Origin of the sequence: Synechococcus sp. H55.8 (assembly GCF_047462375.1) — a bacterium.
Classification (GTDB): domain Bacteria; phylum Cyanobacteriota; class Cyanobacteriia; order Thermostichales; family Thermostichaceae; genus Thermostichus.
In genome coordinates this window covers 1-23,668 of sequence record NZ_JANSJC010000030.1, presented here as the reverse complement: position 1 = coordinate 23,668, position 23,668 = coordinate 1, and the positions used below count along the sequence as shown (strand labels likewise).

Sequence of the window (23,668 nt, the reverse complement as noted above, 5' to 3'; positions counted from 1 at the left end):
AGCCGACAAGGTTGCCTCTAGCTTCACGGCTTGCGAAGCAGACACCTTGAGCTTGCAGGAGATAGTCAGGACTTGGGCCATGTCACGATTATCTATCGTCCGCATTCCTCCCGCTCCTGACCCTACGGGTACAGGGCGGGGCTCCTGCGGTTTCTAGCTGAAGCATGTGCGCCTCCAGAAAGAAATTCTTAAAAAGCCTTCGCCAGCCGCAAAACCGCATTTAAGATTCGTGACTAGGGTTGGATGCCGGGTAACTTGCATTCTTGTTGAGACCGAACCGGCCAGGCTTTGTCGGCTCGACCCATCCCTGCCGTACAGCCTGCTTGAACTGTTGGCTTGATCTTCTGCCCTCAACTGCGATGGATTCTTCGATCTCTCAATTCCAGCCTTCTTCCCGGCGGGATCCCGTGCCTTCTGACAGGCTTTCCCTGCGCATGGGGCAAGCTCTGCTGGGGCTGGCAGTGGCCACTTGGCTGTTGATGGGGCTGGGCAGTGCCACCCGAGTCATGAACGCTGGGCTGTCTTGTCCGGATTGGCCCCTTTGCTATGGGGAGCTTGTGCCTGTTCAGCAGATGAACCTACGAGTCTTTTTGGAATGGTTTCACCGCATGGTGGCTTCTGGGGTAGGCTTGGCTACCCTGGTTCTGATGGGGTTTGCCTGGCTGAAGCGCCGGGCATTGCCTACTTGGCTGCCCTGGGGCTTGAGCTGGGCTTTTGTTCTGGTCTTGGTGCAAGGGATCCTGGGTGGGCTGACGGTGACGGAGCTGCTGCGCTTTGACATTGTAACGGCCCACTTGGGCACGGGCCTGCTGTTCTTTGCCACGCTGCTCACCCTGGGATTGCTGGCCTTGACAAGATCCGGTTCTGAGGGCTCTGTCCTGCGGGGGCAGCCAGGTGAAGGGCCATTTTCTATCGGCTACCTGCCTTGGCTGGGCTTGGGGGCGGTGCTGCTGATCTATGTTCAGAGCCTTCTTGGCGCCCTGGTGGCTTCCCAATGGGCTTTGCACCAGTGCTTTGCTGCTGGCGAGCTGTGCGGGGTGATGAACAGCCACTTGCTGGGCGTGGCTCCGGCTACCCTTGGGGTGTTGGCAGTGGCGGTGGCCACCGGGCTAAGGCGCAAGCGGATCCCGCGGCTCCTCAAGTTCTTGGGTCACGGGTCTGTCGGCCTGCTGTTGGCCCAGGTGGGGATCGGCATCTTGACCTATCGCTACCGGCTGCAGGTGGAGCCGCTGACGGTGGCCCATCAGATGATCGGTGCAGCTTTGCTGGCCTGTTTGCTGAGCTTTACGGTTCTGGCCTGGCAAATGCGAACTCAGCGGGAAGAAGCCCGGTGGATGGCCATGACCGCAGAAATGACCGGTGAGTGATTTCCATGCAGGATGTTTTCCAAGACCGTTACCGAGCCGCACCGACACGGATCCCTTCCCAAGTCTGCCATCACCGAACGGTATCCCAGGTTTTGCGCAGCTATAGCCAGTTGGTGAAGCCGAAGATCATCGCCCTCTTGCTGATGACCACGGCCGGCGCGATGTGGATGGCGGGCAACAGCGATCCCCTGAAGTTTGGCGTCACCCTCGTGGGGGGCGGGATGGCAGCGGCAGCGGCCAACGTCATCAACATGGTGTATGACGCCGATATCGATCGCATGATGGAGCGAACTCGCCATCGCCCTTTGCCTTCCGGTCGCATTCAGGCGCGACATGCTCTCCTGTTTGCCGGGATCCTAGCCGTGACTTCCTTTGGTTTGCTGGCCTATTTCACCAACCTGCTGGCCGCCGGTTTGGCCATGTTGGGGATCCTGGTGTACGTGGGAGTCTACACCCACTGGCTAAAGCGTTCCAGCACCCAGAACATCGTCATCGGGGGAGCGGCAGGAGCGATCCCGCCCTTGGTGGGCTGGGCGGCGGCCACGGGCGAGCTGAGCTGGGCTGCTTGGGTGATGTTTGCCATCATCTTTTTGTGGACCCCGCCCCACTTTTGGGCTTTGGCCATTCTGAAGCGGGAAGACTACGCCCGCGCCGGCGTGCCGATGCTGCCGGTGGTGGCCGGAGAAAGGTTGACTGCCGCCCAGATTCTCCTCTACGCGCTGCTGATACTTCCGGTCAGCTTGTTGCTGGTTTACCCCTTGCGGGTGCTGGGATCCTTTTACTTGAGTGTGGCGGCGCTGCTGGGATCCCTCTTGGTTTGGAAGGCGGTGCAGTTGCTGCAGGATCCCCACAATCGGGAGCGGGCGGCCTCCCTTTTCACCTTCGCCAACCTCTATTTGCTGCTGCTGTGTGGGGCTATGGGTCTGGACAGGTGGGCGCCGACCCACACCCTCTGGCATCAAGCCCTCGCCTCGCTGCAGGGGATCTACACCACGTTGCTGGCGCTGACTGGCTAGCTTGCAAGGCTGGATCCCTAGGTTGACAACTCACGTTGGCCGACCAGTTCTTGCGGATTACAGCCCGCTCTGATCCAAAGTTACGATCGGTTAGCCACCGCTAGACGGATCCGGCTATGACGAATGAAGAGATCGAGACGCGGTTTGTCCAGTTGGCCGAAGCTGTAACCAGAGTGGCCGACACAGTTGCCAAGGTTACCGATGCCCAGCTTGCCTTGCAAACCCTCTCAGGGCGTCTTGCCGAAGTTGTCTTGGAACTGAGGCAGGAGCTGAGAGAACTGAGGCAGCGTCAGGCTGAATCGGATCAACGTTTTGAGGTTCTCCTTGAAGAAATCCGCTTCTTGATCCGCAACCAGGGAGGGGAGCGACCGTAGGCCAGCTTCCCCACTGAGGCTTTCTTCCGAGGCAGGGATCGCCCGCTCAAGGCTGTGTGAGGTGGGTCGGGAAGGGGAAAAAGGCGGGGGATTCTTGAAGTTTGCTCCCGATTTGAAATAACCCTGATTTTGCGAGCCGATCGGATCCCAGACAGATTGGCTATTCTGGAGATAGAGCTGGCAGACCCGGATCCCGATCGACATCCATAACAACCCGAACGCCAAAGCTGGTGGGAGGCGCAGATGGCTGACTACAATCGCGGCATCATGAAGTTCAAGGGGGCAGACAGCCCAATTGTTGTTTTGATCTCGGCAGGAATTGTGGCCGGGGTGGTCTCGGCCTTGATCTGGTGGGCTCTGCACTTTGCTTACGTGGCTTGAGATCTCAGCTTATTCCGCAAGCCAAGGGCAGTCTTTCCTGCACTGTCAGCCTTCCAGACGAGGTAGAAGGTTGGGATGAGGCTGTCGTGCAGCGCTTGCGGCAGTCTCTGCAGCACTGGTACCGCGACCACGGGCGGGATCTGCCTTGGCGTCGCAGTCGGGATCCCTATGCCATTTGGGTTGCGGAGGTGATGTTGCAGCAGACCCAGGTGGCGACGGTCATCCCCTACTTTCAGCGCTGGATGCAGGCCTTGCCCAAGATCCCGGACTTGGCGGCAGCCCCCCAGCAGCAGGTGTTGAAGCTATGGGAGGGCCTGGGCTATTACCGCCGGGCGCTGAACTTGCACAAAGCCGCCCAAATGTTGGTGCAGGAAGGCAACGGCGAGTTTCCCAGGGATCTGGAGCAGGTGCTGGCGCTGCCGGGGATCGGGCGCACCACGGCTGGCGGCATTCTCAGCGCTGCCTTCGATCAGCCTTTGCCGATTTTGGATGGCAACGTCAAGCGGGTGTTGGCTCGCTTGCTGGCTTTGCAGCAGCCTCCGGCCCGGTGTCTGCCTCTGTTGTGGCAGCTTTCTGAGCAATTGTTGGATCCCGTGCAGCCGCGGACTTTTAACCAGGCCCTGATGGATTTGGGAGCGACTGTCTGTCGTCCCCGAAAGCCTCGCTGCGGCCAATGCCCTTGGCAAGGAGATTGCGCCGCCTACAATCGAGGTCAACACCAGCAATTGCCTATGTCTGCACCCCGTACCCCTCGTCCTCACAAGCAAATTGCCGTTGCCATTGTTCTGCGGGGAACAGAAATCCTCATCGATCGACGGCTGGAAAGCTCCATGCTCAGCGGGCTGTGGGAGTTTCCCGGAGGAAAAATTGAGCCGGGAGAAACGGCTGCCGAGTGTGTAGTCCGAGAAGTGAAAGAAGAAATCGGTATCGATATCGAGGTGGTGGCGCCCTTAGCCACCATCGAACATGCCTACACCCATTTCACCATTACTTTGATCGCTTTTATCTGTCGCTACTTAGGCGGAGAAGCCCAAGCCCTGCAATGCAGCGAGGTGCGCTGGGTCAGCCCGGCGGATCTGTCGGCATTTCCCTTCCCGGGGGCCAATCAAAAGTTGTTTCCTCACTTGTACGCTTGGTTGGCCGAGCGGGGCAACTCATGGGAACACACCTAATCCGCCAAATGGCTTAGACCCTTCTGGAACCCCTGCCCCAAGACATTCGATAGGATGGTAGGTGTCCCGCTGCGGTGAGCTACGGATATGCTGGTTACTCTGGAAAAAGCTGGGGAAATTCTGGCCAAGGGATCCCATACCGCTATCCCGACCACAGATGGCAAGATCGCGCTGGTGCCCAAGGGAAAAGAAAACCTCAAACTAACGGCCAACGAAGCCATCAACCTCATGTTTTATGTCGTCCGCTCTGCTGAGCCCGCAGAGACGGTGATGGCCCAACTGGAGGAGGCAGTCTCCAAAGCCAAAGCCCCTGATCCCTTCGAAGAACGGGCCAGAAAATATCGAGAAATTCGTGGCACTTGAAGGGGCAGATCCCTCTGCCAGCTTGAGAGGTACTCCCCAAAGAAGGTTAGAAGCAGGAAGAGCTGAGGGCAACCAACTTTCCATCGCTGGTCCACCCCAGCAGCATCGGTTCCTGCGGTTGAATAGCCTGGCCAGTGAGAGCACAGCATTGGGCTTGATGGGCTGTGGCCGGGAAGCTGGCCCGAATATCCTCAGGGCTAAGGGTGGCAGCTCCCTGAGAATGACGCAGGACATAACTCCAAAGAATTTCCCGTATTAGAGCCTGGTAGCCCTGATTTCCGGCCAGCGCCTTCAGTCGCTGCTTCAGCTCACGCTCTAGCCGAATGCTGGTTACCTCCATCTGGGTCGTGGCAGTGGGAGAATTGGCACGGATGGGCATGTAGGGATCCTCCCTCGCAAGGTCTATACTACTTTTGTAGTATAGCCAGCTTTCTGCCTGAGCAGAATGACCCCGGTCAAAAGGGTTGTGGGCCATGGTTGAGTTGATCCCGTCCCGTCGCCGTGCCTTGGAGCACCTACTGGCTCGTCTTGGATTTAGGGATCCTGCTGTGTTGGCACAACTGCGCTGGGATCTGCTGGATCAGGCTCTGATCCACCCTTCTCTGGACAGCCGGCGGAACAACGATCGGCTGGAGTTATTGGGGGATTCTGTCCTGCGGATTCTGGCCACAGAATTCTTGTTTCAGTCCTATCCCCACTTGTCGGTGGGAGAGCTAACCGCAATTCGCTCCGACTTGATCAGCGATGCTCACCTGGCGGAACTGGCAGACCTGCACGGCCTAGATCGTTACCTGGAGGTGGGATCCAGCTCCCAAAACGACCTGGTCGGACGGGGTCGGCGGCTGGCGGATGCCTTCGAGGCTTTGCTGGGGGCTTTTTATCTCAGTTGGGGTATTTACACACTGCCCAGGCTGCATCCCTGGCTGGATCCCTATTTGCGCCGGCGAGTGGAGCAATGGTTTCAAGACCCCACTCGACGCAACCCCAAAGCAGCCTTACAAGAACTCACCCAACGCCTTTGGGGCAGTCTGCCGGAGTATCGCCTGGTGGTCGCCCAGGAGCATCCGCCTCAGTTCACCATGGAAGTCTGGGGGCAAGGACGGTGCTGGGGCCGCGGTGAAGGTCGCTCAAAAAAAGCTGCAGAAATGGCTGCCGCTGCCCAGGCCTACGGGCGCTTGCAGTCGGAGGAGACATGAGAGGCAATCACCCCTACGAGCTGGCCAGTTGGTTGTTTTTGCTGGGGAGCAGCCTGTTTGCGCTGGGCGAGGTGATAAACCTGGGCAGTGACCCATCTCTGTGGGATCCAGCAGCTCCAACCCTTCTCAACCCAAAGGTTGTCCAAGCCCTGCTTGGGATAGGCGCCAGTCTCCTGTTCGTCGTAGGCAGTGCTCTGTTTGTCCTCGATGCTCGTCGCCGTTGAAAGTGAGCAATCAAACAAGAGGCTTGGCTTGCTAGTGAGGACTTCGGCCAGCTACAGGAGCTACCGCAACAGTTCCATCCGCACTGCTTCTACATATTCCAGCAACTCTGGGGATCCCGTGCCTGCAGCCTGCCACAGTGTCAAAGCACGGCCCAGATCGGCAGCGGCACCGGCCCTATCCTCTCCCTGATAGGCGCGCGCCATGCCGCGGTGGTAGTAGCCCTCGGCTTGCTGCGGCTGCACCTCGATAGCTCGGCTGAAATCCTGAACGGCCAAGTTGAAGTCGCAAATGCTGGCCCACATCAGGCCGCGATGGACATAGGCATCGAAAAGATCGGCAGGGCTTTGGTTTTGCTCGGCCAGTTCAATAGCCAGGTGCGACACATCAAACGCCGATTCCAGATGTCCTTGTTCCGCCCAGATGCGAGAGCGCAACAAGTGGAGTTGGGGGTTGCGATAGGCAATGCGATCCAGGGGGGACAACGCTGCCAAAGCCTGCTCCAGCTCCCCAAAATACTCGTGTTGAATCCTGGCCTTGAGCAAGTAAGCTTCAGACAAATAGGGATCCAAAGCAATGGCAATGTCCAGATCCCGCAGCGCCAAGCTCAGCAGGTGGTCAACAGCAGTCGCCTGGTCTGGCTCGGCCAAGGCCAAGGGAGCGCCCTGCAACCGATCCCAGAAGTACCGAGCCCGCTGCAGATAGAGCTGCGCGTTCCCCGGCTCCTGTTCAATCGATTGGGTTAGCCACGCCAGCTCATGGCGAACATCCACCTGGGCAGAGAATAGAGAGAGAGATGACGGCAGAGAGAGCTCCCCAGCTTCCAGAGACACTTCAGTGGCAGAACCCCACTCTTGACGAGACGAGACCAACCAGCCACATTCGCCGCCCAAACACAGCCAAGACAGCAAACCCAGAAGCGCCGATCCGGAGAACAAAAGACTGGGCCTCAGCATGGATCCCACCCCACGAACTAGCTTGAAGTAAAGAGTTGCCTCTAAGCTAGTTCGCCACAGCCGCAGTGTCCAGACTTTCAACAATGCCTGTCCTGCCCCAACCCTCGGCAACTCCCCCCTAGGGGAGCCTGCCGCCGGCCAGATCCACCAACTCCACGCGACGATTCTTTGCCCGACCTTCCTCAGTGGCGTTGCTGGCAACAGGAGCGGAGAATCCCACACCAACCGGATAGAGTCGGCGCTGCTCAATGCCAAGCTGAACCAAGCGGTTGACCACAGCTTCGGCCCGACGCCGCGAGAGGCCAAGATTGTAGTCGAAGCTGCCGGTTGCATCGGTATGGCCGACCACGAGGATGCTGAGGTCGGCGCGCTCGCGCATCAGCTTGGCGATCTCGGCAAGGGTGGGCTCGGCAGCCGCTTCGATTTGATCCGAGTCATAGGCAAAGAGAATGCCGTAGAGAGCGATCCGGCCATCGCGGCTGATGGCTTGATCCAGCTCGCTGCTGGTCACCAGTTCCAGGCGCTGCTGGCGAGTCTTGACATCGATGACATCCACCCGCCCCAGGGTAATCCCGGTCGGGATCCGTCCACTGCCGCGCGTGACCTCCCAGTCATCGGTATTGACCACAAAGTAGGCGCTTACGAATCGCTCATCGCCTTCGGGCGACTTGCCACGTGCGGCTAAATAGGCAGCAGTGTTTTCTCTCGCGTTCTGGAACGGCCACTGCGCCCGTTCTTCCGGCGTGCTGTAGGTGCCCTTCATATCGAGGATCTCGTGGGCAATCTGGTTGTTGTAGCCGAGGGTCTCGATCTCCTCCCCTAAGCCGGAGAAGAGGATCTCAAAACCAGACTCTTTCAGTTCGGTTTCGTAGTTGCGCAGCGCCTCTAGGGGGGCAACCCGCTCCGGCAATCGGTAATAGGTTGTGATGCGGCGCCCCTCAACAGTTTGAGACCGATACGGCTGCACAGCTCCCATCGCGCCACTGAAGACGATTTTCTCAAGGGCAAACTTGAGGCGGTCGTAGTCGGCCCGCGATTGAAACACAATGCTGGAGCCGGCAAAGCGCTTGAGCCCCGGCGGATCCGCCGTTCCTGGCAGATCGGCCCGGGCTGGCCCCGCATTGACAAGCAGCGCTGTTAGCAGAGCGAAGGCAAAAGGTTGTAAACCTACGCGAAAAGACATAGCCACTCCCTGGTTTTTCCAAAGTCGTTACGGGGCCATTGCCTAGAAGTTTAGCTTGAAAATGCAAAGAGATTAAATACGAACTTTAATGTTTATGTGCTAGTTGCGAATAAGCCTTTACAAACGGGTCGTTGCACCTGAGCCAGAGTTAGATTTTCTCCAGGAGGGAAGCGACCATGAGACAAGACTACACCCACTTCGCAGCGCATCTCCGACTACCGCTCAGCTCGTCTTCAGAGGTTGATGTTCTTTGAGGAAGATCGTCAGCATCCTGACGATCCGAACAAGAACCCTGACGAGCCGATCAAGAATAAACAAGAATAAAAAAATCTGGTGGAACTGGCCGAGACCCTAGCCACGCCAGCAGAGCTGAGCCAATGCCCGCTCACTGGGTTTATCCGCGCAGGGAGCAGTGCAAACAGAGGCGCAACGGGAGCTTGGCCAACTGGTTCCCAAAGAATACGTTGCGCTGCTGCGGCTCACCAACGGCCTTCAGATCAACAACGTCCTCTTCAAAAAGGCAGAGGAGCTGGTGTTCGATGGTCGGGATCGCCGTTTTCACATTGCGAATCTGGGATCCCCCAACGAGCGCTTCTCCTCCTTCGATTCCCTGGCGGCGTTGCTGGTCGAGGCTCTCCGCGAGCAGCAGGTGCTCTAGGCGTTCGCTCGGCCTGGATTCCTTCAGCGCCTTCTGGAGCAGCGGCGCAGCAGCCAACTGGCGGCGGCCCGATCGCCCTCGTCCCAGGCCAATCGCTCCACGGCCACCATCACCATCGAGGTAATCACTGCCTCACTGAGATGTCGGGAGCGCAAGTGCTGCACGGCTGAGGTGGCGGCCTCTAGGTCGCGCCTACGAATTGCGCGGAGCAGCTCATCGGACATAGACAAGGCCAACTCGCCTCACTACCTTTCTACCGCAGGAGCCAAAATTTCCCCTTCTTCCTCACCTTCTTGTCAGATAACGCAAAAATTCGTCTGGCTTCCCTAAAACTTCTTAAAGAACATCGGAGAAATTGTTGGAGAAGGAAGCTGTGCACTTCTCAAGAGGGAGCTGGGATCCGTTTTGGCCCAAGGCTTCCCAGTCCGCTCAACCCACCTCAAGTCAACCAGCCGAGAGATCAGCGGGCAGCCATGGCCGCTGGGGAGCGCGGGATCCCGTGCAGCAGCCGCTCCATCTCTGCTTGCAAATCCTGGGTCAGGGCTTGTACGGCTTGCCGGCGGTTGGCCTGGTAGGCGGGCCAGCGCTCCGAAACCGAGAGGGGATCCCCGATGCTGAAACGGGCCAGCCGCGGCCCCAACCTGGGGGGGTCAGCACCGACGGGGTTTTTCCCCTTGATCCAGGCCAAGAGGTTCCACAGCCGCAGGGCGGTTTCGGCCAGTTCCTCCAAACTGGGTTGCTCCGGCAGGGGACGCACAGCAAACACCATCAGGGTCTCCACCAGGCGCATGTGCCAGAGGTGGAAGCCGGCCTCCGAGGCGACGCGATTGGCCAACCCCTTCTCCAAAGCCGAAAGGGCAGCAATGTCGGCAATATCTTCCCGGTAGATCCAAGCCCAGCCTGCCTGTTCGATGCGATGCCGCCGCTCGATCAAGTCTCCCTGGGGCTGCAGGCCAAAGTGCTGCTCGGCCACGCGCAGGGCCAGATCCGATAGGCTTTGCAGACGTGCCAACAGATCCCCTCCCCCTCTCAGGTTAACCCGCGCCGCGTCGGGCAAAGCTGGGGCGTAGAAGCGCTCGTAAAAACGCTCCATCACCTGAATCAGATGTTCGGCCAAGCGGAGCAGGCGGGCCATCAGAAACCCCTTGCCGACATGGGCCGAGCGGGTGGCCGGGAGCTTGCAATCGGCCTCCATGCGGTGGAGCAACCTGTCCAGCACCGGGCTGGGATCCCTCAAGTAGGAGTAGCGAAGGCCCACCGGCAAGATCAGCACCTCCTCTGGCCGTCCCGCCTTGTGCAGATCCTCTACCGCCCAAAAACCCATCTGGGCCACTCCCGGCTCCAGCGGGTTGAGCAGCCCACTCATGCCGTTGATCGTTCCTTCGGGAGCGACTGCCAGGGGGTACTGGCCCGACACAAACTGCTCGCGAGAGCTCTTCAGTCCTGCCCGATCCAGACGGCCCCGTAAAATCGGGATCCCGCCCAGCCGGGGCAATCCCCAACGGGCAATCGAGCCCAGCCACAGCGGCAGGCCACGGTCGTAGACAAACAAGACGTGGGGCCGCTGCCGCAGGCGGATCCCCTCTTGCCGGGCCACCCGAGGCAAAAGGTGGGAAAACAGGTACATCAAGCAGGGAGGATCGTCGAGGGTGGGGTGGCGAAAGGCAACCAACAGGCGAATCTTGCCTGCCTCAAATTGCTGATAAAGCTGAGCCAAACGCTCGCCCCCTTCTACCTCAATGCGCGGGATCCCTTTGGCCCATCGCAACCACAAGGGCAAACCCGTTTGGGCAAAACGAACCACCCACGGTGTCAATCGCGGCGGCAGAAATTTGAGAGGAGGTTGAACGGTCTGCTGCATAGGGATCCTCAAATCTAGGGTTGTCGCCGTCGGTAAACCCAGGCTTTGGATCCCATCTTAAGGAGGGTGAAGAGGGAAGAAAGCCCCGCAGTGACAGTTTCTCAACTGGACTCCCTCCGCCCAACTCCAGAAGAAGTTCAGGCTCCTGCCGTTTTTTTCCTGCGGCCCCGTGTCTTTTTGGGGGCAGCTTCTTCTTTTGAGGTTGAGTCTGAGGTTGAGTCCTCCATCACCTGGCCGTTTAACACTTGCTTGAGGTGAATGTGCTTGTAGCCCAACTGAATCTCAAACTCATCGCCGGGCTTGAGATTCATCTTTTCGGTGTAGGCGGACCCGATGATGAGCTGCCCATTTTTGTGAACGCTGACGCGAAAGGTGGGCTCGCGACCGCGCTTGTCGCGGCTGGAACCTGGGCTGAGGCTCAGACCTTTTGCCTCCAGCACCGCGTCATAAAACTCATTTAAGTTGACGCGGAGCTTGTTGTTCTTGGTCACGGTCACGTAGCCGCAGCGCTTTGCCGTTTCCCGGCGCGGAAGATGCCCCAGCGCTTCGACCTTCTGAAGGAGAGCCTTCCCGGTTAAAGGTTGTGGTGGTATATCTGACATTTTTTAATGTCCTACATCCTTCCCCTAAGATCATAGCCTTATGATGTACTCCTGCAACCAAAAGTTTGAGGCTTTTCTTTCTCATTCGTCGAGCGCCCCAATCTCTGAGCACAGCTTCTGTGACTTCCGGTAGAAAATGAGCACGATTTCCCACTGCAGAGATCGGCGCGGCGGCTCTTATTGTCTTGCAAAAATGGGTCGGAAAGATGGCCAAGAGCAGCATGCCATCAGACCTAGCTTGGTGGGCCTTTTCAGCTCCTGGGGGAAGTCGGCAACATCCAGGCAAAGGGTTATTTCAAACCCAACTCAGATACTCCTCAGGCGCTCCACGCCGCCGACGCGCCCTTTCAGATGGGGGTGCGAGTTGCCAATGCGGCTCACTCGGGATCCACTCGATTGGCTACCGCTGAGACCACGATCATCGGCAGGCTGACCAGCAGACAGAAGCCCCACTGATCCCAAGACAAAGGTGCCGTGTCGAAAATGATGTTCATCACGCCCCACTGGCTGAAGAGGATCTGCAGCAGGATGGCCGCCCCAATGCCGATGCCAACAGCCGCCGTATCCATCAGGCGTTCGTGGTGGTCCAACTGGCTGGCCCGTCCGCGGCCCAACAGGGTGGGAATGGCTTGGCTGAGGCTGAGCAAGTAGAAAATACGCCCGATCACCAGCGCCTGAATGGCCATGCTGCGGGCCAGGTCGATATTGCCGGTGGTTTGTTCAATGTACTCAAAAACCCCGAAGATCAAGATCCAGTTGAAGACCGACACCAGCAGGATGCGCTGCAGCAGCCGAGGAGAAAGCAAGTTGGCATCGGGATCCCGCGGCGGCTGGGTCATCTCCCGCCCCGTGCTGGGCTCGAAGGAGAGGGGCACCGTCATGGTGATGGAGTTGATCATGTTCAGCCACAGCACTTGAACGGCCAAAATGGGCAGCTCCCGGTTGAGGAGGACGCTGAGGAGAATGGTCATCGACTCCCCCCCGTTCACCGGCAGGATGAAGGCAATGGCCTTGAGCAGGTTGTTGTAAACGGTGCGCCCCTCTTCGACGGCGGCCTCGATGGAGGCGAAATTGTCGTCGGTCAAGATCATGTCGGCGGCGGCTTTGGCCACTTCCGTGCCGCCCCTCCCCATGGCAATGCCCACATCTGCCTGCTTCAAGGCCGGGGCGTCGTTGACCCCATCGCCGGTCATGGCTACGATCTGACCCCGCGACTGCAGAGCTTCCACCAGGCGCAGCTTTTGCTCCGGCACCACCCGCGCAAAGACGGATCCCTGGTTGGCGGCGGTTACAAACTCCTCTGGGCCAAGCTGCTCCAGATCCCGACCGCTGTAGGCTTTTACCGGTTTGCCGCCGCCCAGGCCCATCTGCTCAGCAATGGCTTGGGCCGTGAGCACATGGTCGCCGGTGATCATCTTGACTTGGATCCCGGCAGTCTGGCAGGAGCGTACGGCGGCAATGGCCTCCGGCCGCGGCGGGTCAATCATCCCCTGCAAGCCCAAGAAAATCAGCCCTTCCTGCAGATCTGAGTGATCCACCTGCGTTTGGCTAGGGGGTACGGCTTTTTGGGCAAAGGCCAGAACCCGCAGCCCCTGCCGCGCCAAGGCCTCCACCTGCTGGCGAATCCGCTCTGCTTCCAAGGGCTGGATCTCCCCCTGGGATCCCATCTGGCTGCCGCAGCGGGGCAAGAGAGCTTCTACGGATCCCTTGACGTAGATACAGTGCTCCTCCGGCCCCAACCGGTGCAGGGTGGCCATGTACTGAAACTCGGATTCAAAGGGGATGCTGTCCAGGCGAGGGCGGCGGCACTGCAGATCTTCTCGATCCAGACCCCCCTTCTGCGCCGCCACGAGCAGAGCCGCCTCGGTGGGATCCCCTACCACTTCCCACTGACCGTCGTCCTTGGGTTGGAGGCGGGTGTCGTTGCAGAGGCAGCCGGCCAGTAGACAGGCCTCCAGCGAGGGCCATTGGCGCACTTCGACGGGGGAATTGGCTTCCTGGGATAGGATCTGGCCCTGGGGGCTGTAGCCACTGCCGGTAACCCGGTAGAGCTGGGATCCGGCGTAGATGGCCTGCACCGTCATCTGGTTTTCCGTGAGGGTGCCGGTTTTGTCCGAGCAAATCACCGTGGCGCTGCCCAGGGTTTCTACCGCCGGCAACTTGCGGATGATGGCATGGCGTCGGGCCATGCGGGAGACCCCAATGGCCAAGGTTACGGTAACTACCGCCGGCAAGCCTTCGGGGATGGCGCTCACCGCCAGCGCCACTGCCGCCTCAAAGACACTCACTGCCGCTTGGCCCTGCACCAGGCCCACCAAAAAGGTGAGCGCAGCCAAGGTGAGGATAATTTTCAGCAAGGTCAGGCTGAACGCCTCAAACTTGCGCGTCAGGGGAGTTTGCAGGGATCCCCCCTCTTCGATCAACTTGGAAATGCGGCCCGTCTGGGTCTGGTTGCCGATGGCCACCACCACCCCCGCCCCTTGGCCAAAAGTAACGAAGCTGCCGGCGTAGGCCATGTTCTGGCGGTCGGCCAAAGGCGTGTCTTCAGGGAGGGATCCCAGCCGTTTTTCCACCGGCACCGATTCTCCCGTGAGGGCCGATTCGTCCACCTGCAAGTTGCGCGCACTCAGCAGGCGCAGGTCGGCGGGCACCCTGTCTCCCGAGCTCAAGAGCACCACATCCCCCGGTACCAGCTCCCGCGAGGGCAGCCGCACTTTCTGCCCCTCCCGCATCACCGTGACTTCAGTCACCACCGACTTGGCCAGAGCGGCGATCGCCTCCTCCGCCTTAGACTCTTGGATGTAGCTGATGAGGGCGTTGATCACCACCACCGCCCAGATCACGATGGCGTTGCGCCAGGATCCCAGGAACGCCTTGACCGCCCCAGCCACCATCAGGATATAGAGCAGCGACTGGTTAAACTGCTGCAGAAACTTGACCCAGGCCGGCGTTGCAGCTTTGGCTTTCAGCTCATTGGGGCCGTATTGCCGCTGCCTCTTCTCCACTTCAGCTTGAGAGAGGCCCTTTTCCAACAGCCCCGCCAAAGACATCTCCTCTCCGAGGAGTTCCTGGATGGCTTGCTCCTCCGGCAGGGCATGCCAGGCAAGGGCCGGGAGCAGCTCAGGGGATGAAGATTCGGCCATGTTCGGAATCTTGAGTTACAACACCGCGAGGGTTGGATGGGCTGCCTGCCCTCCTTATCTCTGATAGCCTAACCAATGCCATGGGCCCTTCCCGGCAAGGTGTCCTTCGGGGGGCTCTTTACCAAGACAAGCGTCAACAACGTTTAGGCAGCCGGCTAAGATTTGCTTAAAATTCTCAATAGATAGAAAGGATGAACATATTCTTATTAGGTAGTATGATTAGCTAGAGCTTGTAGGGAGCCAAAGGGCTTCGGCTGAACTGTCCGGGCTCCTGGACAGGTGAGCTGGCTCTTTTGCTGTTTTTTAATATGGCCAATTGAGTCTAGCGGTAGCTTTTTTTGTTTCTGTTTTGAGGGAGTTATGGTAGTACCGACTACAAAGCCAAGGGAGTTGCAAGCCCAGTCAGCAGCAGTGCCGCAAAACGGCGCGCGCTCCGAGGTGCAGGGGGCTGCTTCTGGGAGTTCTCCTGCAGTTATTCGCCATCAGATTGTTGTCGTCGGGGGAGGGGCAGCCGGCATCAGTGCAGCAGCCCAGTTGCTGGAGCGCCAGCGCAACCTCGACATTGCCATCATCGAGCCCTCCGACAAGCACTACTACCAGCCCGGCTGGACGCTGGTGGGCGGGGGCATTGCACCGCTGGCCAAGTTTGTTCGCGATGAAAAAACCGTCATCCCCAGGGGAGCCAAGTGGATCCAGGCGCGGGTGGCCGAGCTGGATCCGGATCACAACCGCGTCATCACCGAGGCCGGCCAAGTTATCGAATACGACTACCTCATCATGGCCCCCGGGATCCAAATTGACTGGCACCTGATCGAAGGCCTGCCGGAAGCATTGGGCAAGGGCGGCGTGACCAGCAATTACTCCAAAGACTACGCCCCCTACACCTGGGAGACCATCCGCAACTTCCAGGGGGGCACGGCCATCTTCACCTACCCCGCCACTCCCATCAAGTGCGGCGGCGCGCCCCAGAAAATCATGTACATGGCCGACGACGTCTTTAAGAGCAAAAGCGGCGTTGGGGTCAACACCAAAGTTATCTTTTGTACTGCCACTCCCACCCTCTTCGCGGTGCCGGAATACAGCGCCGCCCTGGAGAAAGTGGTGGAGCGCCGCGGGATCCAGGTAAAGTTCAGGCACAACCTCAAGGCCATCCGGCCCGAGACGCAAGAGGCCATCTTTGAGGTAACCACCGACAAGGGCAAAGAGGAGGTAAGCCTGCACTACGACATGATCCACGTGGCTCCGCCCATGAGCGCCCCGGACTTTGTCAAGCGCAGCCCCCTCGCGGGACCTGGTGGCTGGGTGGAGGTGGACAAGTGGACGCTGCAACACCCCCGCTACCCCAACGTATTCTCTTTGGGGGATGCCTCTTCCCTGCCGACTTCCAAGACGGCAGCCGCAGCCCGCAAGCAGGCGCCGGTGCTGGCGGAAAACCTCTTGGCGGCCATGCAGTCCAAGCCGCTGCCGGCCCGCTACGACGGCTACACCTGCTGCCCCCTGATCACCGGCTACAACTCCCTGATCATGGCGGAGTTTGCCTATGACGCAAAGCTAGCTCCCTCTTTCCCCCTGGATCCAACACGAGAGCGCTACTCCATGTACCTGGCCAAGGTGCACCTGTTGCCCTGGCTGTACTGGAACCGCATGCTCAAGGGCAAGAAATTTGAGGCAGATATCTTCAAGCCCCTCAACAGGCTGGTGCATCGCTACTAAGGCTCTCCACCCCCCTCACCCCCAGCCCCTCTCCCCAAGGGAGAGGGGAGTTCTTTTACAGAGCTTGCTCGCTCTGCCGCTGTGTTACCTCAGGTATGAGAGCTGCTGCCATCCAGATCCTCAATCTGCTTGTTTGGCATGGCACCGAAAGCGCGGCGGCTGTGGTGATGGAGGTGATCTCCGGGTTTGGGAAATGCAGTAGGATCGAGGTGAAGAGAGAGGAGGGGCAGGCGATCGCGTCTTTGCTGTCGCCACCAGACAGCGGGATGAGGAAAGTCCGGGCTTTCAGAAGAACACACCGCTGGGGAAACTCCCAGTGCGGGTAACCGCGAGGACAGTGCCACAGAAACATACCGCCGATGGCTGGGATCCCAGCACAGGTAAGGGTGCAAAGGTGGGGTAAGAGCCCACCAGCAACGTCGAGAGGCGTTGGCTCGGTAAACCCCGGTGGAAAGCAAGGCCGCAGCCGCAGGATCATGGCTGTTCTTCGCCCCTGTCGGCTGCATCGAGATCACGGTACCCAGTAGACGCTGGGGAAGGGTGCTCTCGATGGTGGTGAGCCGCTAGAGGGTGATGGCAACATCACTCCCAGATGGATGATCGCCAGTGCGGGTTAGTTCTTGAAAGTTTTGAAAGAACGCCCCACTACAGAACCCGGCTTACAACCTCCTCTCTTTTCCCCTCTTTTTGGTGCCCATCGCCTGTTTTCGTCCCGCCACTCGCGATAGCGGGACGGAGTCCTAAAGCCGCATGAGAGGAGGCTAGCTCTCTGCCTTTTTCACGTCGGTCAAGCCTGCCATCCACAGCTCTACGCAGGCTTGGAGTAGGTCTGGGATTGGTTCGCTTTCAGCGTTTGATGAGCGGCCATGGGACAACTTCTCCTCGCCGCTCGAGGGCAGGCCGGCGGTGACGGCCAACACGGCTGCCCCCAAAATCATCAGGTGTAAAACCCCAGCGGCTCGGTGAAGGCGCTCGGGCTCGACCGATTGGAACTCAGAGCCGGGGAACTGTTGCAAGTATTGTGTTAGCTGTTCCTGCGCCTGAGAAAAGCCGAGCCTCAGAGCGCGGCGATGCTCCTCGGAATAAAAGCCTGCTTCTCCAACCAAAGAGCGCACCAGCTCAGGATTATCGGCCAGCGCCCGAAAACAGGTGTGGACATAGCGCAGCAGAATGGCCTGCAGCCCAGAGCCTTGGAATGAGGCGGGATCCCCCTGGAGAGGAAGATCGGCAATGCCGGAAAAGACCCCCAGCTCACCAAACACGGCCAAGAGCAGCCCCTGCTTGCTGCCAAAGTGCCGAAATAGGGTGACTTCATTAACGCCGGCTAGGTCTGCGATTTGACGGGTGGTGGTCTGGGTAATGCCCTGACGAACAAACAGCTCCCGAGCCGCGTCTAGCAGCCTTTGCCGAGAGGAAGAACGTGCCATGGTGGGTGATGGGGTAAGGAGTTAGGAGAAAACCCTAGAGAACGGCAGCAGCCTGCAAGTAGCGCTTGCATTCGAGGTGAAATATCGTTAAGCTTAGCCTCAGGCGAGATCAAACCTGCTGCTTTTCTGCTCTCTTGTAGCCGCTTTCACTGCTGGGGCTTGCTTGGGCGGGCCTTCAGGGATCCCGGTTTGCCTTTCAGGGTTGTGAGCTCCTTGTGAGCTGAGTCAGGGATTCGGTGGCCTTTGCATGAGAAGCAACTTTGTGAGGAGGTATTTGATTCTGCGCTGCCCTTTCTCTTTTTCTGAGGTTTTGCTGGTTCATGGCCGTTTCCCTTCCTTCCCAATCGCTGGATAATCCTGACCGTTCTGCTTCGCTCACTCAGCCTGAGCCCCAAAAGTCTTTCCGGTTTGCCTGGGAATTTGTTCTCTTTTTCATTGTTTTTCACGCCCTCGCTTTGGTGGGCGGCATTTTTTACTTTTCCTGGCCGGCCCTGGGAGTGGCTCTATTGCTTCACTGGTGCTTCGGCAGCTTGGGCATCTGCCTAGGGTATCATCGTCTTCTTAGCCATCGCAGTTTCCAAGTGCCCAAGTGGCTGGAATATGTCTTTGCTACCTTCGGCGCTCTCGCCATCCAAGGGGGGCCGATTTTCTGGGTGGGCGGCCATCGTCAGCATCACGCTTTTACTGAAGACGAAGAGCGGGATCCCTACTCTGCTCGCAAAGGCTTTTGGTGGAGCCACATGCTCTGGCTCATTTACCAACGGGAAGAGTTTTTTAACCGTGAGAAGTATTCTGCTTTTGCGCCGGATTTGGCTCGGGATCCTTTTTATCGTTGGCTGGACAAGTATGGGCTGCTGCTGCAATTGCCGCTGGCTGCCGTGCTCTACTTGCTGGGGGGTTGGTCGTTCGTCATCTATGGCATCTTTGTGCGGACGGTGTTGCTGCTGCACTGCACCTGGTTGATCAACTCTGCCAGCCACCTCTGGGGTTACCGAACTTTCGAGAGCGACGACAATGCCCGTAACCTTTGGTGGGCGGCCATCTTAACCTATGGTGAAGGCTGGCACAACAACCATCACGCCGACCCGAAGCGCGTGAAAGCAGGCTTGCGTTGGTGGGAGATCGACATGACCTACTGGGCCATTTGGGTGCTGGCAAGACTGGGTTTGGCCCGTAGATTGCATCTGTCTGACCAAAGCCAGGCTACTGGCTGAACGGCTTCTGTCCCAGAACTTGCAGAGGAATCGTCAAGGGATCCCCACCCCTGGGGCTCCCTTTTTTATTTAATTGCAGAAAGGGCTATTCTTCTAAGGGGCTATACTGCCACGTTCCGTAGTGGTCGAGAATGCGCTTAATTTGCTCTGGGTCGGCACCGGGTTTTTGACAAATATGCAACGCCTCTACTTGGCTGTCTTGGTAGCGAAAGCTGGAGTCTTTTTTCCACTCCAGCTCCGTTTCTACCCCTGAAACACAGGCCAAATGGGCAGCCACTTCCCGATAAACCATCAGGGGCATGGAATCGTAGCGAACAGCGTAACGTTTCAGCTCAGGGATGCTCACGGATGACAACTCAACCTACACAACTCAAAATGTAGCTACCTCTAGCCAAACTGGAAGACTTCCCAAGGGCTCTCGGCAGCCTCTTTCTTCCCCTCACCCCCGCTCCCAGAAGCAATCGCGGTGCAAAACGCAAAAAAATCCCCTGATTAAGACTCTACGTTGGGCATCTGGCTACTGGCAAAGCAAGATGGGGCTAGGCAATTTTGTCATCCACTAGGGTGCAGCAATTGACCTGGTCCAGGCAAATCTTTCCCCATTGCAGAGCCCAGCGTACCAAAGCCACCCGATTTGCAGTTCGGGTTTTACTCAAAATGTTGCTGATGTGATTGTCAACGGTACGTTTGCTAATCTCTAAGCGCTCCGCAATGTCCTGATTGGTCAGCCCTGCAGCAATCAACTCGATGACCTGCAGTTCCCGCTCCGACAACAAATCAGCGGAATGATAGTCGGCGCCCATTCCGAATGCCTGTAGGATGAACTGTAAAGATTACCTACCCCAATTGTAGGGGATCCCCTCCAAGATGGATAGTCCCGCCGCAGGAAAATCTGCGGCAATTCTCAGGCCGAAGGGTTTGGCGATGTTGACGGGAGCGCTTCTGGGCAGCTTTCACAGGGCATCGGCGCGTTTCCGGGGCAGTTCCACCTGCACCCACAGCCCACCTGCTTGTGGGTGATTGCGCAGGCGGATTGTGCCGCCGTGAAGTTCCACAATTTGCCGCACGATCGCCAGCCCCAGGCCGGTGCCGCCTTTGCTGCGGGCCCGCGCCGCATCGGTGCGGTAAAAGGGTTGAAAGACCAGCTCAAATTGATCCTCCGGCAGGCCAGGGCCGTGGTCGTACACCTCCAGCCGCACCTGGGATCCCTGTTCCAAGAGCAGCACGTGGACAGGGGAGTCGGGCGCGCCATATTTGACGGCGTTGTCCAAGAGGTTGAGGATGAGGCGGTAGAGGCGCTGTTCATCTCCCCAGAGATAGAGCTGGGAGGGGCTGCTCAGGTGCAGTTCCTGGTGACGGGGCTTGGCCAGCGGTTCTAAGCTCTGCCAGGCTTCGCGCACTAAGGCTGCCAGATCCACCCAGCGCCATTGGGAGCGGGATCCGGCCCCCAAGTTAAGGGCGCTCAGTTCCAACAAGTCTTGTACCAACTGGCTGAGGCGCAGCGTCTCGTTCAGCAATCGTTCCACCCAAACCGCTTGCGCGGTGTCGACCCGGCTTTGTAAAGTTTCGGCCAGCAGGCGAATCGAGGTGAGGGGGGTTTTCAGCTCGTGGGCCACATCCGAGGCCCAGCGATCCCGTTGTTGGGCTAGCAGGGTAGCTTCCAGCCGGTCTTCCAAAAAGATGGCAACCTGCCCCTGCGGCAGTGGCAGCCCCCAAGCCCGCAGCGGAACCGGTTTATTCTCGCCGCCGGAAGGGTAGAAGATCCATTCGCGGCTCTGGATGGGCGTGTTGGCCCCCTGGCGGCGGGTGGCTTCGATGAGCTGATCCAACTCATAGGAGCGCACCCACTCCAGCAGGAGCTTGACGCCCGGCTGCCACTGGCCAATGTGCAGCAGGCGTTGAGCGGCAGGGTTACACTCCAGAACCACGTTGTTCTCGTCCACCCGCAGGTATCCCCAGGGCAGGTGGTGGCTGAGATACTGCCAGTCTTGCAGGTGTCGTTTTTGGCTGGCCCACTCCAGTTCTTGTTGGCGCAGGTGGCGGCTGAGCCGGCTGAGCATCTGTTCTGGCGAACTCAGAGGCAGGGGCACGTGCAGCAGGGATCCCAACTGTTGCAATTGGCGGCCGAAGCGGCGCCGACTCTGCCAGAGCAAAATCAGCGTGCCGAGTAGGCCGATGCCCAACCCAATGAGGATCCCGCTTTCCACTCCCATGGGCCCACCCCCTTTGCCGCCATTGTCGCCCAGGGATGGGGGGGTGAATACCGAACAAGCGAAGGGATCGGGATCTTCGCATCCTTATCGGCGATGCACCATTGTCGTGCTGGCCTGGTCGGTGGGCACCAGCAAGACCTCACTGAGGTTGACGTGGGGGGGACGGGTGACGGCAAACAGCACCACCTCGGCCACATCCATCGCCGTCAGGGGGGTGAGGCCCCGATAGACCGCTGCCGCCCGCTCGCGATCGCCGTGGAAGCGCACCTGGCTGAACTCGGTTTCCACCAAGCCGGGCTGGATCTCGGTGACGCGAATGGGGGTGCCCAGCAGATCCAGCTTCAGGCCCTCGGAGATGGCCCGCACGGCGGCTTTGGAAGCACAATAGACGGCGCCGCCGGGATAGGTCTGCCGACCGGCAATGGAGCCGATGTTCACCACATGGCCGCGGCCCCGCTCCACCATGCCGGGCAAGACGGCGCGGGTAACATACAGCAAGCCCTTGATGTTGGTATCGATCATCTCCTCCCAATCTTGCAGAGCACCGGTGTGGAGCTTGTCCAAGCCGCGACTGAGGCCGGCGTTGTTGATCAAGATGTCGATCTCAGCCCAGACCGGCGGCAAAGACTGGAGCGCCTGTTGTACGGCTGCCCTGTCCCGCACATCCAAAGTCAGCAAGTATGAGGAAGCGCCGTAAGCCTGCTGCAACTCCATAGCCAGCTCCTGCAGACGCTCCTGACGGCGGGCCACCAGGATCAGCTTGGCCCCAGAACGGGCAAAAAGCGTGGCACAGGCTGCCCCGATGCCGCTGCTGGCACCGGTGATGAGCACAATGGCGTTTTCCAGCATAGTCCGCAAGAGTTGAGGGGCTACTAGGGGATCTGCGGCTGGGAACGGGCCGCTTTCCCCGCCTGAAGCGAGCGCTCCAGCAGCTTAACGCAAGCATAGAGTGTATCCAAATGGGGAGTCGGGATCCCTGCCCAACGCCCCAGCTCCGCGATGGCGCCGACAATGCTCTCGATCTCCGTCGGTCGCCCCCGCTCAATATCCTGCAGCATCGAGGTGCGATGGGATCCCACGCGGGCTGCATCCTTGAGCCGTTCTTCCAGAGAGACCGGCAGCCGGATCCCCAGCGCTTGGGCCACAGCCTCGGTTTCCTGCATCACCGACTCAACCAACGCATGGGTGGGCGGGTACTGGGCAATTTCGTCTTGGGCCGCGCGGGTGAGGGCGCTGATGGGGTTGAAAGCGGCGTTGCCCCACAGTTTTTGCCAGATCTCGACCCGAATTTGGGAGGTGAGAGTTACAGGAAGCTGCGCCTGCTCAAAGATGGCCGCCAGAGAGCGCAGCCGCTCCGACAACGATCCATCTGGCTCCCCCAGAATATAGCGCCCGCCGCCGGTGTGCAAAACTACCCCCGGCTCTGCCAACTGCACGGCGATGTACACGACACAGCCGATCACCCGCTCGATCGGCAGATGGGCGGCGATCACCCCGCCCGGATCCACCGAAGTCAAGGAGCGCCCCTCAAACTCGCCGCCATGCCGGTAAAAGTACCACCAGGGAACGCCATTCTGAACAACCACAACGGGGGTGTCCGGGCCACACAGGGATCCCAACTGTGGGGCAAGCAGGGGCAAGCTGTAGGCCTTGACAGCAACGATCACCACATCTTGCCGCCCCAGCTCAGCCAAGTCGTCGCTGGCTGTCAGCCGCTCCACCCAAGCCTGGGAAGGATCCCCCTGCCGGATCAGCTTCAACCCTCGGCTGCGGATGGCCTGCAAGTGGGATCCCCGTGCCACCACACTCACTGGAAAACCGGCTCGGGCCAGGCGGACGGCCAAATGCCCCCCGACTGCCCCGGCGCCGACGATGCCGATTTTCATGTTTCACCAAGCGAGGAAATCCCTACTCGGCCCCGCCCTGGGTGACGCGCAGGATCCCGTATCCGAGCGCCACGCCCACTAGGGTCAGGACAATGGAGAGCCCAGCAATGGTGAAGATCTCACTAGCCATAGATTCCTCTCAGGTGGATTGCCTCGCCCTTTAAGGATATCGGATCTTGGGCCTTCGGCCTTCCCTGAGGTGAGGCGGCCCCTCACGCTCAATATCTCAGGAGAGAAAAACCGCAAAGATTACAGTCTGTGAAGATCCCGGCCACCTCGGACTTGATGGAGGCGCGTCACCCGCCTCTATAATGAAAGCAATTTACAAGTCTTTACCGGCATAGGCTAGATTGTAATGCCTACAGCCGTAAAGCTTGTCCGGTAGCTCTCAGATGGCTCATTGGGCCGTTGTTGAGTACTGGAAACGGTTCTGGACAGGGTCTTGGAGCACTGGGAGTCCTACTTGTAAGAGCTCCTGAGTAGCTCTGGCCAAAGAGCCGTTAAAAGAAGGTGAGGCAAAAGACCCGCGAGTTGAGTCTTTATACCTAGGCTCTTCTCTTGCTTCAAGGAAGCAAACTTTGTAGTTTCATTAGCGTTCTCATTCATTTAGATCTTTTTTGGGAGAAGTTGAGATGACCATCGCGGTAGGGCGCGTACGCCAGGAGCGAGGATGGTTCGACATCGTCGATGACTGGCTCAAGCGCGACAGATTCGTGTTTAT

25 protein-coding genes and 1 other RNA gene are annotated in these 23,668 nt (G+C 59.0%); 12 read left to right on the top strand and 14 right to left on the bottom strand.

Annotated elements, in window-relative coordinates; all coding sequences use genetic code 11:
- Positions 1–359: 359 nt before the first annotated feature.
- From NW862_RS11395 to NW862_RS11370, 6 genes are all read left to right on the top strand, one after another.
- Positions 360–1,367, top strand: a complete 1,008-nt coding sequence (locus NW862_RS11395) for a COX15/CtaA family protein (protein ID WP_414369172.1) — start codon at positions 360–362, stop codon at positions 1,365–1,367.
- Positions 1,368–1,372: 5 nt separating this feature from the next.
- Positions 1,373–2,383: a heme o synthase gene (locus NW862_RS11390; RefSeq protein ID WP_414369173.1), complete on the top strand. Its 1,011-nt coding sequence runs from the start codon at positions 1,373–1,375 to the stop codon at positions 2,381–2,383.
- Between the two features lie 116 nt (positions 2,384–2,499).
- Positions 2,500–2,757 (top strand): hypothetical protein, encoded by a 258-nt coding sequence (locus NW862_RS11385; protein ID WP_414348278.1) that lies wholly within the window; start codon positions 2,500–2,502, stop codon positions 2,755–2,757.
- A gap of 243 nt (positions 2,758–3,000) precedes the next feature.
- A complete protein-coding gene (locus NW862_RS11380) occupies positions 3,001–3,138 on the top strand; it encodes a hypothetical protein (protein WP_414334446.1) in 138 nt (45 codons plus the stop codon).
- An 86-nt stretch (positions 3,139–3,224) separates the two neighbouring features.
- On the top strand, positions 3,225–4,310 hold the full coding sequence (mutY, locus tag NW862_RS11375; RefSeq protein WP_414334444.1) for an A/G-specific adenine glycosylase: 1,086 nt from the start codon (positions 3,225–3,227) through the stop codon (positions 4,308–4,310).
- Between the two features lie 87 nt (positions 4,311–4,397).
- Positions 4,398–4,673, top strand: coding sequence for a hypothetical protein (locus NW862_RS11370; protein WP_414334442.1), 276 nt, complete (start codon positions 4,398–4,400; stop codon positions 4,671–4,673).
- Between the two features lie 46 nt (positions 4,674–4,719).
- Here NW862_RS11370 and NW862_RS11365 read toward each other — a convergent pair whose 3' ends face one another.
- Positions 4,720–5,052, bottom strand: coding sequence for a hypothetical protein (locus tag NW862_RS11365; RefSeq protein WP_414334441.1), 333 nt, complete (start codon positions 5,050–5,052; stop codon positions 4,720–4,722).
- A 94-nt stretch (positions 5,053–5,146) separates the two neighbouring features.
- On the opposite strand from NW862_RS11365, the gene rnc reads away from it, so the two are divergent.
- Both rnc and NW862_RS11355 read left to right on the top strand, forming a co-directional pair.
- On the top strand, positions 5,147–5,869 hold the full coding sequence (gene rnc / locus NW862_RS11360) for a ribonuclease III (RefSeq protein ID WP_414334440.1): 723 nt from the start codon (positions 5,147–5,149) through the stop codon (positions 5,867–5,869).
- Positions 5,866–6,093 (top strand): hypothetical protein, encoded by a 228-nt coding sequence (locus NW862_RS11355; protein ID WP_414334439.1) that lies wholly within the window; start codon positions 5,866–5,868, stop codon positions 6,091–6,093. The genes rnc and NW862_RS11355 overlap by 4 nt, the downstream gene beginning before the upstream one ends.
- A gap of 60 nt (positions 6,094–6,153) precedes the next feature.
- Here NW862_RS11355 and NW862_RS11350 read toward each other — a convergent pair whose 3' ends face one another.
- Positions 6,154–7,047 (bottom strand): hypothetical protein, encoded by an 894-nt coding sequence (locus tag NW862_RS11350; protein ID WP_414427187.1) that lies wholly within the window; start codon positions 7,045–7,047, stop codon positions 6,154–6,156.
- Positions 7,048–7,165: 118 nt separating this feature from the next.
- Entirely contained in the window at positions 7,166–8,230 is a 1,065-nt protein-coding gene (locus NW862_RS11345) for an OmpA family protein (protein WP_414427186.1), read from the bottom strand.
- Between the two features lie 412 nt (positions 8,231–8,642).
- Here NW862_RS11345 and NW862_RS11340 point away from each other — a divergent pair, with 412 nt between their 5' ends.
- A complete protein-coding gene (locus NW862_RS11340) occupies positions 8,643–8,888 on the top strand; it encodes a hypothetical protein (RefSeq protein WP_414334435.1) in 246 nt (81 codons plus the stop codon).
- A 23-nt stretch (positions 8,889–8,911) separates the two neighbouring features.
- Here NW862_RS11340 and NW862_RS11335 read toward each other — a convergent pair whose 3' ends face one another.
- The 4 genes from NW862_RS11335 to NW862_RS11320 all read right to left on the bottom strand — a co-directional run bounded on the left by NW862_RS11335 (position 8,912) and on the right by NW862_RS11320 (position 14,494).
- On the bottom strand, positions 8,912–9,112 hold the full coding sequence (locus NW862_RS11335; RefSeq protein WP_414337050.1) for a hypothetical protein: 201 nt from the start codon (positions 9,110–9,112) through the stop codon (positions 8,912–8,914).
- Positions 9,113–9,348: 236 nt separating this feature from the next.
- Positions 9,349–10,749 (bottom strand): 1-acyl-sn-glycerol-3-phosphate acyltransferase, encoded by a 1,401-nt coding sequence (locus NW862_RS11330; protein WP_414334433.1) that lies wholly within the window; start codon positions 10,747–10,749, stop codon positions 9,349–9,351.
- A gap of 137 nt (positions 10,750–10,886) precedes the next feature.
- A complete protein-coding gene (locus NW862_RS11325; RefSeq protein ID WP_414334431.1) occupies positions 10,887–11,351 on the bottom strand; it encodes an AbrB family transcriptional regulator in 465 nt (154 codons plus the stop codon).
- A gap of 377 nt (positions 11,352–11,728) precedes the next feature.
- Positions 11,729–14,494, bottom strand: a complete 2,766-nt coding sequence (locus NW862_RS11320) for a cation-transporting P-type ATPase (RefSeq protein WP_414427185.1) — start codon at positions 14,492–14,494, stop codon at positions 11,729–11,731.
- Positions 14,495–14,854: 360 nt separating this feature from the next.
- Between NW862_RS11320 and NW862_RS11315 the strand changes: the two genes are divergently transcribed.
- Positions 14,855–16,207, top strand: a complete 1,353-nt coding sequence (locus tag NW862_RS11315) for an FAD/NAD(P)-binding oxidoreductase (RefSeq protein ID WP_414427184.1) — start codon at positions 14,855–14,857, stop codon at positions 16,205–16,207.
- 216 nt (positions 16,208–16,423) lie between these two features.
- Positions 16,424–16,885, top strand: an RNA gene (gene rnpB / locus NW862_RS11310) — RNase P RNA component class A.
- Between the two features lie 83 nt (positions 16,886–16,968).
- Here rnpB and NW862_RS11305 read toward each other — a convergent pair.
- Positions 16,969–17,634, bottom strand: a complete 666-nt coding sequence (locus tag NW862_RS11305; protein WP_414334425.1) for a TetR/AcrR family transcriptional regulator — start codon at positions 17,632–17,634, stop codon at positions 16,969–16,971.
- A gap of 320 nt (positions 17,635–17,954) precedes the next feature.
- Here NW862_RS11305 and NW862_RS11300 point away from each other — a divergent pair, with 320 nt between their 5' ends.
- Positions 17,955–18,848 carry an acyl-CoA desaturase gene (locus NW862_RS11300; protein ID WP_414334423.1) on the top strand — a complete coding sequence of 298 codons (894 nt, stop codon included), beginning with the start codon at positions 17,955–17,957 and terminating at the stop codon, positions 18,846–18,848.
- Between the two features lie 85 nt (positions 18,849–18,933).
- Here the strand turns inward: NW862_RS11300 and NW862_RS11295 are convergent, their stop codons facing one another.
- From NW862_RS11295 to NW862_RS11270, 6 genes are all read right to left on the bottom strand, one after another.
- Positions 18,934–19,194, bottom strand: coding sequence for a hypothetical protein (locus NW862_RS11295; protein ID WP_414334448.1), 261 nt, complete (start codon positions 19,192–19,194; stop codon positions 18,934–18,936).
- A 193-nt stretch (positions 19,195–19,387) separates the two neighbouring features.
- Positions 19,388–19,651 (bottom strand): helix-turn-helix domain-containing protein, encoded by a 264-nt coding sequence (locus tag NW862_RS11290; RefSeq protein ID WP_414334421.1) that lies wholly within the window; start codon positions 19,649–19,651, stop codon positions 19,388–19,390.
- A 150-nt stretch (positions 19,652–19,801) separates the two neighbouring features.
- A complete protein-coding gene (locus NW862_RS11285) occupies positions 19,802–21,061 on the bottom strand; it encodes a sensor histidine kinase (RefSeq protein WP_414334419.1) in 1,260 nt (419 codons plus the stop codon).
- A gap of 84 nt (positions 21,062–21,145) precedes the next feature.
- Positions 21,146–21,910 carry an SDR family oxidoreductase gene (locus tag NW862_RS11280; RefSeq protein WP_414334417.1) on the bottom strand — a complete coding sequence of 255 codons (765 nt, stop codon included), beginning with the start codon at positions 21,908–21,910 and terminating at the stop codon, positions 21,146–21,148.
- 23 nt (positions 21,911–21,933) lie between these two features.
- Complete coding sequence (locus NW862_RS11275; RefSeq protein WP_414334415.1) at positions 21,934–22,947, bottom strand: ketopantoate reductase family protein; 1,014 nt, start codon at positions 22,945–22,947, stop codon at positions 21,934–21,936.
- Between the two features lie 22 nt (positions 22,948–22,969).
- Positions 22,970–23,077 carry a PetM family cytochrome b6-f complex subunit 7 gene (locus tag NW862_RS11270; RefSeq protein WP_414334413.1) on the bottom strand — a complete coding sequence of 36 codons (108 nt, stop codon included), beginning with the start codon at positions 23,075–23,077 and terminating at the stop codon, positions 22,970–22,972.
- Positions 23,078–23,668 lie beyond the last annotated feature (591 nt).